Raw genomic sequence first — 10,366 nt, 5'->3', positions numbered from 1 at the left:
TTCTACCGTCATCCCAACTTGCTCAAGGCGGGGCCAGAGCAGGTCACACCGGTGGCCCCGGAGCAGGTCTGGGTCGCAGATATCACCTATCTGCCAGCCAGGAGCGGGCCGCTGTACCTGAGCCTGGTGACGGATGCCTACTCACGCAAGATAGTGGGCCATCACGTGCACGAAGGGATGCACGCGGAGTCGGTGGCGATGGCGTTCAAGAAAGCACTGAAGCAACGACGTGGCGGCGGTGAACTCATCCATCACTCGGACCGCGGCGTGCAGTATTGCTCGGGGCTGTATCAGTCATTACATGAACGGTACGGGGTGAAATGCTCGATGACGGATGGGTATGACTATTACCAGAATGCGTTGGCGGAGCGGGTGAACGGGATTTTAAAAGGAGAGTTATTGTTGCAAAGCCCGCAGGATTTGACGCAAGAACGGGAAATGGTGCGTGAAGCGGTGGATATTTACCACGCGGAGCGGCCGCATCATCCGTTGAAATACAGAACCCCCGATGCGGTACATAGGGGGTTCTGAGTAGAGAAATGCTAGTTGAAAATGTGTAAACCTATTTCAGGACTAGACAGTCCTTCTCACGTTCGAGCCGGTTGATACGGGCTTCCAGCTCCTGGATTTTCTGCTGCTCCGGAGTCAGCGCTTTGCTGATTGGGGTAGTGCCAATTCGTTAGGATTGAAGCTGCTGAACCCAACGACGCAGTACGGTTTCACCGACATCCAGTGAACGGCTGGCTTCAGGGACAGAATATCCCTGGTCGAGCACCAGGGATGCGGCTTCGAGTTTGAATTCGGCAGTAAATGAGCGACGTAATCTTGTCATTGAACACCTCAGGTCATGGTGGCGACTGTACCACCTAAAATGGTGTCCGGGATGATTAGACCACTACATTGCTTATTGGCGGGTGACCCGGATCTGCAGGGTCTGGCGCTCGCTCTGGCTGCCTCGCCCCCCCTGTAGCTGGGTGCCGAGGCTACTCCCCTGATCTGCCGAGCTGGTCGAGAGCTCCCCCACCGTCAGCCACTGGCCCGGGGCCCCGCTCACCTCGGTAGCACTCTGCCCGCGATTGATGGTGCCCTGATCCAGCCTCGCCTGTTCGCTGCTCAGCGCAATCTGCACCCGATCGCCAATCAAGGTGGCCGTGGCATAGAGGCCGTTCACCAGCGGCATCATCCCCACCACGGCGCCCCCGTTCCACTGATAGAAGGTGACCGGCTGATAGGAGCCCATCTGCAGCAACACGGGACGGCCCGACAGCCCGCGCACCTGCCAGCTGTCGTTCTGGCTGCGTTGGTACTGCCGGGCGTTGCCATCGACCAGCCACTGCCGCTTGGCCTCGTCGCGACTGATTGAGCCCCCCAGTTGCTGACCGCTGGCGGCACCATCGACCCGCCACTCGATAAGCAGGCTTTGCGGTGGCTGGTTGATTTGCGCCAGCGTGGCTTCGGCCTCCTGCAGCTGGGCTGGCGTCCCGCTCAGCACCAGCTGATTCCCCATGGCACTCACCCCAAGCTGGGGATAGATCTCCTTGAGGGTCTGCACCGCCGCCTGCGCCTCGAAGACCGGGATCACTTTCACCTCAGCCCACAGCGATGGGCTCCACAGTCCCATCATGCAGCCAAGCCACAGCAGCGCCCTGCGGCCAACCTTGCCCATCCGAACCATTACGCTCTCCTCGTTCTCTGTGCGTAGACCCACACCCGCAGCCAACTGATCGGCCCTATTCCGTTCACCCGTCGATGATGAACCCGGCGGTTGCCAAAAAACAATCGGGAATGCAGCAACTCCGTGATTTCCCACGGTATGAGGCTCTCATTCCACGCCCGTTATCGCGTAAGATAGCGCCATCATAGTTGCCCAAGCGGAATCCATCATGTTGAAACAGTTGTTGTTACTCCCCCTCGCCCTTCTGCTGGGGGCCTGCTCCCTGACCCAGTACAACGTCAGCGAGGCCGAAATCAACCAGTACCTCAAAGATCAGGTCTCTTTTGAAAAACAGCTGGGGATCCCCGGCATCATGTCGAGCAAGATCCGTCTGGACGAGATGCAGAGCCGTATAGGCCGCAAACAAGCAGATCGCATCGAGCTGGACGCTGCTGGCGACCTGCAGGTGAGCAGCCCCCTTGGCAGCCAGCAGATGAAGATCCGCTTTGCCCTGAGTGCCCGTCCGGACTATGTGGCCGATCAGGGCGCCATCTATCTGCGCGACCTTGAACTGGTCTCGGTCAAGACCGAGCCGGCCGATATCGGGGCTGCCCTCACCCCGCTGCTACCCACCTTCAATCAGTCGCTCTCCCTGTTCTTGTCGCAGACCCCGGTCTACCGCCTCGACAGCAGCCGCAAGAACGAAGCCAGGATCAAGGAGAAGGTAGAAGCCCTCAAGGTAGAGCCGGGCCGTCTGGTCATCCCGTTCAAGCTGCTCTGATCGCCGTCGCACCGGCACTTTCATCGCAATAAACAGATAACCGTCCTCTTCGACAGCACACATCCGGTTTAACGTGCAGCCGAATGGGGCGGTTTTTTACTTCTCAAGTCCCCTGCAACACAGCATAATGCAGACCATTCTCATTTAGATTCGTTATGAGAAGCGTCAATAATAAAACCAATGGTGAGAAGGGACATGAGAAAAACCGTACTGGTTCAGGCGATTGCCTGCGCACTGATCAGCGGCGCCGCACACGCTGCCGTCAAAGTCGAAGACAAGACATTCAATACCGCCGCCAACATGCTGGCCTATACCGAATTCGAGCTCTCCGGTGAGCCGCTGGCCGAAGCGCTGGGGCTGGATCTGGATGTGCTGGATGCCAACCGTGCCGATGAACCAACTCCGTTCGACTTCGCTGCCGGCATCGAATCCTACGAATACTCCGAAGAGGCGATGTACGCCCTCAACTACCAATCCGGCATGGGCCCGCATCTGGTGAACGGGCCGCAAAACCTGGCCCGTGGCGGCACCATGGCATCTCTGGGGCAACGGGTGTTGGCCATGGCCGATGCCGTTGGCTTCCCGGCGGATGAAGTGCCGCAGGGCATGTATCCCCTCTCCCTGCCCTACGCCTCCGCCAATCCGGAGTTTGCCCAGGCCGTCAACGCCACCCCGGTCAATGGCGACCAGATCACCATCAAGACCGCCAAAGGGACCGAGAAAACCGTCAAGACCCAGGTGCCCGCCTACTTCCGCGACTACAGCACCCTGCGCTGGAGCGGCAGCGACAACCTGCTGGTGCCCGCAGCGGTGGGCGGCATCCTGCTCAAAGAGGTGATGTGGTCTCAGGACTTCCTCGGCGGCATGCACGTAGCCGAAACCGATGAAGAGGTAGAAGCCGCCTCCGCCACCATGGATCAGGATGGCAAGCACAAGCTGGGCGTCTCTGCCGCCGATGGCTTCAACGGCATGATGCTGACCGAGCAATCCATCGACAAGCTGGCCATCATGCAGAACCAGCTTGGCTTCGATGGCAAGCAACTGGGTGCCAAGATTACCCCGCAGTACGATCCGGCCAAGGGCGTGATTTACTTCCCCCATCAGGTGAAAGTGACCGAAACCAGCAGCAACGATGCCGGTGCCATCGGCAAGCTGGAGGTGATGGATGGCTCCGCCCAGTTGCGCGATGCCTGGATGATGCTGTGGCCGCTCTCCGAGTTCTATGCCTTCAGCGATCAGCGCAGCGCCAACACCAACCAGAACCCGGCCTTCCACGCCGTGTTTGACGGCGCGCCGTTTGCCGCCGCACCGGCTGCCAACAAGACCAATGACCTGGGCAAAGCGGTCGCGGGCAGCGATGCCTTCTCGCTGGCGATCAATCTCTCCAACCTCACCTTCAAGAACCTGGCAGCCCTGCACTTTGATACCAAGGCCGGCACTCTGGTCGATAGCTGGCAGGCAGGCAAACAGGGCAAGCACGTCACCACCTTTGACGCTGCTTACGCACTGGTCGCCCTGCAGATCTTCCAGCGCGCTCAGGACGCGCTGCCGGTCGGTTACGCCGCCGGTGACAATGGCGAGCTGAACCTCAAGACCAAGCAGGGTCAAGAGGCGCTCGACTTGATCCGCAAGCAGGCCGATTTCATCCTTGCCAACCTCAAGGGCAAAAATGGTCTGGTGCATGACGGCATCACCCTGGGTGGCAAGCTCGATGCCGGCCACTCCATCGATGCGCAGTTCGCCGCCATCCGTGGTCTGACTGCCGCCTTCCTCGCTACCTCCGATGCCAAGTACCGCACTGCCGCCCGCGAGCTGTTCATCGCTGCCGACAAGGCCTACATCAATGCCAAGGCGGGCACCTGGCTGGTGGGTAAACAGGGTGAATACACCCCCTGGACCCAGGCTGCCATCTCCGGCGCCCTGCGCTCAGCCATGCTGAACCTGCGCAACGAAGGGGCCGAGAAGGCGCCCGAGTTGGAGCTGGCCAAGCTGACCGGTCAGTACGTCAGCTGGTTCCGCGGCACCGTCAACGGTGGCATGCAGATGGCCGAGTGGATCGGTGACTCCGGCGAGAACATCATCGAAGGTGCCGGCAGCGACACCGATGAAGATGGCGTACCGCAAGTGACCGCCGCCGGTGGCAAGCACGGCACCGCCATGGTGATGGCCGCCAAAGCGGTGGTTAGCGAATAATCCTCGCCATTCACCAGCATGAAAAAGGGAGCCAACTTGGCTCCCTTTGCATTACAGCGTCTGACACAGTTTCAAGGACTTTCCTCAAACCAGCTTGTCCAGCATCTCCTTGGTCACCAGCACAATCCCCTGCTCGGAGCGGTAGAAGCGGCGGCTATCCTCATCGGCATTCTCGCCCACCACCAGCCCATCGGGCAGCACACATCCCTTGTCCACCACCACCCGGCGCAGACGGCAACCGGCGCCAATCTCGACCCCGGGGAAGATGATGGCCTGATCCAGGGTGCAGAAGGAGTGCACCCGCACATTGGTAAAGAGCACCGAGTTGAGCACGAACGACCCGCTGACGATGGTACCGCCCGAGAACATGGAGTTGATGGTCATGCCATGCTGACCATTGCGATCCTGCACAAACTTGGCCGGTGGCGTCAGGGTCTGGCTGGTCCAGATGGGCCAGTTCTGATCGTAGATGTCGAGCTCGGGCAGCACGGAGGCGAGATCCATGTTCGCTTCCCAGAAGGAGTCCAGCGTGCCCACGTCACGCCAATAGGGCTTTTGCCCCTCGCGCGCCCCGACACAGGACATGTTGAAGGGGTGAGCAAATGCCATCCCCTCCTCCACGATGCGGGGGATCACATCCATCCCGAAGTCGTGTTTGGAGTCCTGATTGTGAATATCCTCCTCCAGCAGTTGGTAGAGGTACTCCGCCTCGAAGATATAGATCCCCATGGAGGCCAGCGAGCGATCTTCACAACCCGGCATGGCGGGCGGATTGGCCGGTTTTTCGACGAAGGCGCGGATCTTGCGCTGCTCGTCGATATCCATGATCCCGAAGGCGGATGCCTCGGCCCGCGGCACCTCGATACAAGCGACCGTCACCTTGGCACCGAGGCGCACATGGTCGAGCAGCATGGCGGCGTAATCCATCTTGTAGATGTGATCCCCCGCCAGCACCACCAGGTATTTGGGGCCGTAGTCACGGATGATATCGACGTTCTGATAGATGGCATCGGCGGTGCCGCGATACCAGTGCACCTCGTCCACCCGTTGCTGGGCAGGGAGCAAGTCGATGAATTCGTTCATCTGGTAACGCAGGAAGGACCAGCCCGATTGCAGGTGACGCAGCAGGCTGTGAGACTTGTATTGGGTGACTACACCAACGCGGCGGATCCCCGAGTTGATACAGTTGGAGAGCACAAAATCAATGATCCGGAATTTGCCACCGAAATGGACGGCAGGCTTGGCGCGGTTGTCAGTCAACTGCTTCAGGCGACTACCACGTCCACCCGCCAGCACCAGTGCCATACTCTGGTTCAATAATTGTCGTGCTTTGGCACTATTTTCGGGCTCTAACAACATGATTTACCTCTGCCTTGTTTGATCTATTTTCAACTCATCTTCGCCTGTTTCGGCACCTGTGAAAGTGGTTTCACTCACATTTAACCGATCTCAATTGACCCTTTTCACCGAGTTGCGAGGAATAGCATGCTTTGCTCCGCCAGCTTGGTTAAAATTCCCCCACAAAGCAGCCACTTCAAGGATGACAAGATGGTTCACAAGCTCGGACGTACCCTCTTTCTGATCGCCACCATAGTGACCATACCCCTGCTGCTCCTGCAAGCAGTTTGGTTGGCCCTTCAGAGCACACCGCTCACTTTGGTGATTATTCTGGCCACCACACTGCTTGGCATGATCCTGCTGTTGATGCTGGCCATCCGCACCATGGATGGCATGATCCAGCATCAGGAGCTCACCTGGGTCAAGGCGATCAGAGGGCGGGATCCCTCACAACTCGATGAGCCCGCCTCCCGGGAGGTGCTGCAACAGCTGCTGGAGCAGTTCGAAAGCGCCGAGCAGAGCGCCCATCGCCAGCTGACCGAGCTCAGCAACCTGGCCACCACCGACGAGCTGACCCAGCTACTCAACCGCCACGCGTTTCGCCGCGACATGACCGAGTTGCTGCAGCGGGATCAGGACACCCAGACCGCGACCCTGGTGCTGATCCGTGCCACCGAGCTTGGCAAGATCAACGCCCAGCGCGGCTTCCAGTCTGGTGATGCCTACATCAAGGACATGGCGGCCCTTATCAAGCGGGTGGTAAGCCGCTTCCCGGGCAATCAGGTCTATCGCATTTCGGGGGCCGATTTCGCCGTGCTGGTACAACCGGTGGCCAATATTCCCCCCCATCTGCTGGGGCAGGATTTGAAGGTGGCCTTCGATCACTATCAGGATCAGCACGAGCTGGAGAGCACCGGTTACTCGGGGCTGACCAAGCTCAGCAGCGGCCAGAAAATCGAAGCCGTACTGGCCAGAGCGGATCTGGCGCTGGCTCGCGCCCAGACCGAAACCATCAACGGCTGGGCCATCCAGCAGGATGACAGCGCCTCCGATCTGCAGGGCCAACACCACTGGCGCGACGTGTTGACCGAAGTGCTGGCGCAGGAGCGCCTCAGCTTTACCTACCAGCCGATCCAGCCCCTGCACCGCAGCATGCTGGCTTACAACGAGATCTACACCCGCTTCAGCGGCAATGACGGCACCGCCCTGCCCACCGACACCCTGTTTGCCATGGCCCAGCGGCTGGATATGGTGATGCGGCTGGAGCAGCTGGTCATTACCCACATCATGCGCCAGTACCGGGCCTTTGGTGCCAACCAGAGTCGCTGGGGGATCAACCTCTCCCCCAACCTGCTGCAAAACAGCGCCTTCCTGATCTGGCTTGACCGTCAGCTGCTCAAAGATCCCAATACCAGCGCCAATCTGGTGTTCGAACTGGATGAAGAGCATCTGGAACGCAACTTGACCGGCGCCAAGCGGGTGTTTGAACTGCTGCGCCGTAACGGCAGCCGCTCGGCCATCGCCAATTTCGGCAAGGGGATCGGCTCCTTTACCCTGTTTCGCGAGCTCAAGCCCGACTACATCAAGCTGGACCCTGCCCTGATCACCGGGCTGGAGCAGGATCAGACCAACCAGCAGTTCGTGCGGATGATCGTCGATGTATCACATCGGATGGGATGTCAGGTGATTGCAGAGGGGGTGGAACAGCTTGGCCAGAAACAGCTGCTGCAGGGGATGTACGTGGATGGTTTGCAGGGCTATCTGATCGCCCGGCCGCAACCGCTGCGACCGGATATCAGCCAGCTGGGACTCTTTACTGAGGATGCTTCAGCTTCAAAAGGGTCAGAATGATGTCATTGAGCTGGCGATAGCGCTCCAGCTCTTTCTGATCGTAACGGGTCGCCAGTGTGGTGGGGTTGTGGCGGTTCTTGAGGTAACGGTTGATTTGCAGGCGATTGAACCCCGCCACCTGATAGACCAGGCCAAGCAGGGAATTGAGCTCATCGTGCTCCAGACCGGCTCTGGCCAGATAGTCCCCATCGGCGGGACTCTCGGTCTGGTGACTCCACTTGCCAATGCGACCGCTCTCTTGCAGATAGCTGAGCCACTGCTCGATATAGAGCGGTTTGCACCCCGCCAACAGGTTGAAAAAGCCCACCGCATCGCAACGACAACCGCTCAGGAGCACGACCGCCAGCTGATCGTCATCGCACTGGAAGGTCACAGGTCCGGCTTGCGCCCAATCCAGCGCCTGCACCCGAATGCTGGCCTTCTCACCCGCAGCTCCCGTTACGTCGAATACAAACATGGCGCTCCTCCCTTGGCAAAAGGTTGATGATGGACTATCCCCCTGACAGGTGCAAAGGCAAATCGGCTTTTAACTCATCAATCGGGCCATTCGACCATAAAAAAGACCGGAACCCTCACGGGGGCCGGTCTTTGTCCCGATGGCCTGTGCATTCAGGCCATCAATGGAGGCGCTTTCAGGCGTCCAGCTCAACTAGTGCCTTGGCCAGCTCGATAGGTTCGAGCTCCTGACCTTCAAGATCGGCGTTCCAGTTCGGGCCGACCAGTACATCGTCTTCGTCCAGATCGTTGATCCAGATATCGAGAAACTCTTCCAGATCGATCACTTCCGGCTCGTAATCGGCCCACTCGTCGACGCAGTGCAGACGGGCGTCCTCTTCGGCAGACCAGAGCGGCATCACGTCGGCATCTTCAAATTCGGCGGAGCGGCAGACGACCCAGTCTTCCCCATAGCGCAGACCCCACACCTGACCCGACTCGCGGACTTGTTCGATAAACAGTTGGAAATTGGCGTCAAGGTTGTCGTTAAGCATGCTCATGGGATTCTCTCTTTCTTTCGGGTGCTGCGGCATTGTCGTGCGACAATACGATGGCCAAATGGTGTCGCAAAAGTGACATGGACTCAAGCATATTGGGGTTATTCTGGGAAAAAAGCCGGGATAACCCCCATTTGCCTGCAAAAACGCCTCCCGATGGAGGCGTCTTGCAGATTCAGGAGATCAACGCTCCCAGTAAACCTCTTCCAGGCTGTCCTCTTTCTCAGGCAAACCGCGGGAGAGACGGGGGCTGCTCTGGGCCAACACCTCGTAGCTGACGCGGTTGGCGTATTTGCACACCTGGGCCAGTGAGGAGTAGGTCAGGAACTCGGAGATGTGCTTGGCGGAGTTGGGCACATTCATCCGGTGATAGGAGTTGGCCACCATGTCGTGCAGCACGGCGGAAAGCGCGCCATCCCCTGCCCCGTTGGTGTTCTTGATCTTCTCCGGGCCCCCCATATACGGGGAGATGTGGGAGTAGATGCGGGCCGGTTTACGGCACTTGGCGCGGGCCATCGGGCGGCTGAACTCATACATGTTGAACTCGGGGATAACGCCCGGCAACAGGGTATGAGTGGTCTCGCGCTTGTAGTCCTCGTCGGTATAACTCGCCATGTAGAGGCCGATGGGGCCAGCAGTACAGAGCACCATATCGGCCCAGTCGAGCGCCTTGTCGGCAGCACCGAGCGGATCAGCGATGCCGGTCAGGGCTTCCCCTTCGTCTTCGTTCATCGCCAGCACGGTCACGTTCTCGGCAATGAAGTCGCGCCACCACTGGGGATTTTCGTCGATGACGAAACGGGTGCCCAGGGTCAGCACCACGGGAATACCGGCCTCACGGGCATAACGCACCGCGGTCATGGCCGCCTCTTTCATCGGATCACCATCGTCACCGCGTACCAGATAGGCGGTGATCACCAGTGCAGACGCCCCTTTGATCACATCCTCCGGAATGTGCTGCACATCCAGCTGGTTCATCTTGCCAGCGTTGATACCGAAGCTGCGCTCGCCGCACTCGGTAATGAAAGTGAAGCAACGGCCGATGGGGCCATCCACCGGCTGCAGATAGTCCAGATTGACGCGGGAAGAGGTGTTGCACAGATAACGGTAGGCATAGCAACCGATGCGAATGTCCTGACTCATCACACCCAGCAGGATGGAGTGGGAGTCGGCCAGTACCGAGTAGTTGTGTACCGTGTTGCCAATGGTGCCACCGGCAAACTCGCTCACCACCATGTTGTTGGCCTTGAGCTCGTCATAAATCCGCTCGGCCACGTCGTCATTGATGACGACGGAGTGCCCCTTGCTCAGACCATAACGGGTCAGAAAGTCTTCATCCACATGGGCTTCAATATCAACCAGGGTCTGATCTATCCCGACAACGTAGGCTTTGCCCAGCTCGGTTAACAGGGGATTTTGCGGCACCAGGGGATCGCGTCTGTCGACAGGGAAGTAGTGTTTGGACTTGCGCTGACCGGGAAATTTCATGGCAATGTTCTGTGCTCTGGGGGAAAGAGGGGCGGGATTTTAACACAATCCGCCGCCCCGAAAAGTCGC

At 59.0% G+C, this 10,366-nt stretch carries 9 protein-coding genes and 1 pseudogene; 4 read left to right on the top strand and 6 right to left on the bottom strand.

Annotation, left to right across the window (positions count from 1 at the left end; translation table 11 throughout):
- On the top strand, positions 1 to 531 hold a 531-nt coding region (locus G5533_RS12320), incomplete at its 5' end, for an IS3 family transposase (protein WP_441254856.1).
- 43 nt (positions 532 to 574) lie between these two features.
- Here the strand turns inward: G5533_RS12320 and G5533_RS12315 are convergent.
- Positions 575 to 832, bottom strand: a pseudogene (locus G5533_RS12315) (transposase); the annotation flags it as partial.
- Positions 833 to 904: 72 nt separating this feature from the next.
- Positions 905 to 1,624 carry a hypothetical protein gene (locus G5533_RS12310; protein ID WP_302246145.1) on the bottom strand — a complete coding sequence of 240 codons (720 nt, stop codon included), beginning with the start codon at positions 1,622 to 1,624 and terminating at the stop codon, positions 905 to 907.
- Between the two features lie 259 nt (positions 1,625 to 1,883).
- Between G5533_RS12310 and G5533_RS12305 the strand changes: the two genes are divergently transcribed.
- Together G5533_RS12305 and G5533_RS12300 are read left to right on the top strand one after the other, a co-directional pair.
- Positions 1,884 to 2,435, top strand: coding sequence for a lipoprotein (locus tag G5533_RS12305; RefSeq protein ID WP_005337065.1), 552 nt, complete (start codon positions 1,884 to 1,886; stop codon positions 2,433 to 2,435).
- A gap of 195 nt (positions 2,436 to 2,630) precedes the next feature.
- Positions 2,631 to 4,628 (top strand): hypothetical protein, encoded by a 1,998-nt coding sequence (locus G5533_RS12300; protein ID WP_441254855.1) that lies wholly within the window; start codon positions 2,631 to 2,633, stop codon positions 4,626 to 4,628.
- A gap of 84 nt (positions 4,629 to 4,712) precedes the next feature.
- Here G5533_RS12300 and glgC read toward each other — a convergent pair whose 3' ends face one another.
- Positions 4,713 to 5,987, bottom strand: a complete 1,275-nt coding sequence (glgC, locus tag G5533_RS12295; protein ID WP_005337070.1) for a glucose-1-phosphate adenylyltransferase — start codon at positions 5,985 to 5,987, stop codon at positions 4,713 to 4,715.
- 189 nt (positions 5,988 to 6,176) lie between these two features.
- On the opposite strand from glgC, the gene G5533_RS12290 reads away from it, so the two are divergent.
- The gene (locus tag G5533_RS12290; protein ID WP_376902831.1) at positions 6,177 to 7,817 is read left to right on the top strand and encodes an EAL domain-containing protein; all 1,641 of its coding nucleotides are present in this window, start codon (positions 6,177 to 6,179) and stop codon (positions 7,815 to 7,817) included.
- Here the strand turns inward: G5533_RS12290 and G5533_RS12285 are convergent.
- The 3 genes from G5533_RS12285 to G5533_RS12275 form a co-directional block, all read right to left on the bottom strand.
- A complete protein-coding gene (locus G5533_RS12285; protein WP_265783649.1) occupies positions 7,780 to 8,274 on the bottom strand; it encodes a hypothetical protein in 495 nt (164 codons plus the stop codon). The two genes, G5533_RS12290 and G5533_RS12285, sit on opposite strands and share 38 nt — an antisense overlap.
- A 175-nt stretch (positions 8,275 to 8,449) precedes the next feature.
- Positions 8,450 to 8,812, bottom strand: a complete 363-nt coding sequence (locus tag G5533_RS12280) for a DUF2750 domain-containing protein (protein WP_005337077.1) — start codon at positions 8,810 to 8,812, stop codon at positions 8,450 to 8,452.
- Between the two features lie 180 nt (positions 8,813 to 8,992).
- Positions 8,993 to 10,297, bottom strand: coding sequence for an inosine/guanosine kinase (locus tag G5533_RS12275; RefSeq protein ID WP_005337079.1), 1,305 nt, complete (start codon positions 10,295 to 10,297; stop codon positions 8,993 to 8,995).
- Positions 10,298 to 10,366: the final 69 nt, after the last annotated feature.

This window comes from Aeromonas sp. A600620 (assembly GCF_029479985.1).
Lineage (GTDB): Bacteria > Pseudomonadota > Gammaproteobacteria > Enterobacterales > Aeromonadaceae > Aeromonas > Aeromonas veronii_A.
Note: the sequence above shows the minus strand (reverse complement) of the source record. Positions and strands in the feature narration are given on the sequence as shown.

What these genes read in the sequence shown, in the direction of transcription:
- G5533_RS12280 (WP_005337077.1), bottom strand. Translation starts at nt 8,812, where the DNA reads ATGAGCATGCTTAACGACAACCTTGACGCCAATTTCCAACTGTTTATC.
- glgC (WP_005337070.1), bottom strand. Translation starts at nt 5,987, where the DNA reads ATGTTGTTAGAGCCCGAAAATAGTGCCAAAGCACGACAATTATTGAAC.
- G5533_RS12275 (WP_005337079.1), bottom strand. Translation starts at nt 10,297, where the DNA reads ATGAAATTTCCCGGTCAGCGCAAGTCCAAACACTACTTCCCTGTCGAC.
- G5533_RS12305 (WP_005337065.1), top strand. Translation starts at nt 1,884, where the DNA reads ATGTTGAAACAGTTGTTGTTACTCCCCCTCGCCCTTCTGCTGGGGGCC.
- G5533_RS12290 (WP_376902831.1), top strand. Translation starts at nt 6,177, where the DNA reads ATGGTTCACAAGCTCGGACGTACCCTCTTTCTGATCGCCACCATAGTG.
- G5533_RS12285 (WP_265783649.1), bottom strand. Translation starts at nt 8,274, where the DNA reads ATGTTTGTATTCGACGTAACGGGAGCTGCGGGTGAGAAGGCCAGCATT.
- G5533_RS12300 (WP_441254855.1), top strand. Translation starts at nt 2,631, where the DNA reads ATGAGAAAAACCGTACTGGTTCAGGCGATTGCCTGCGCACTGATCAGC.
- G5533_RS12310 (WP_302246145.1), bottom strand. Translation starts at nt 1,624, where the DNA reads ATGATGGGACTGTGGAGCCCATCGCTGTGGGCTGAGGTGAAAGTGATC.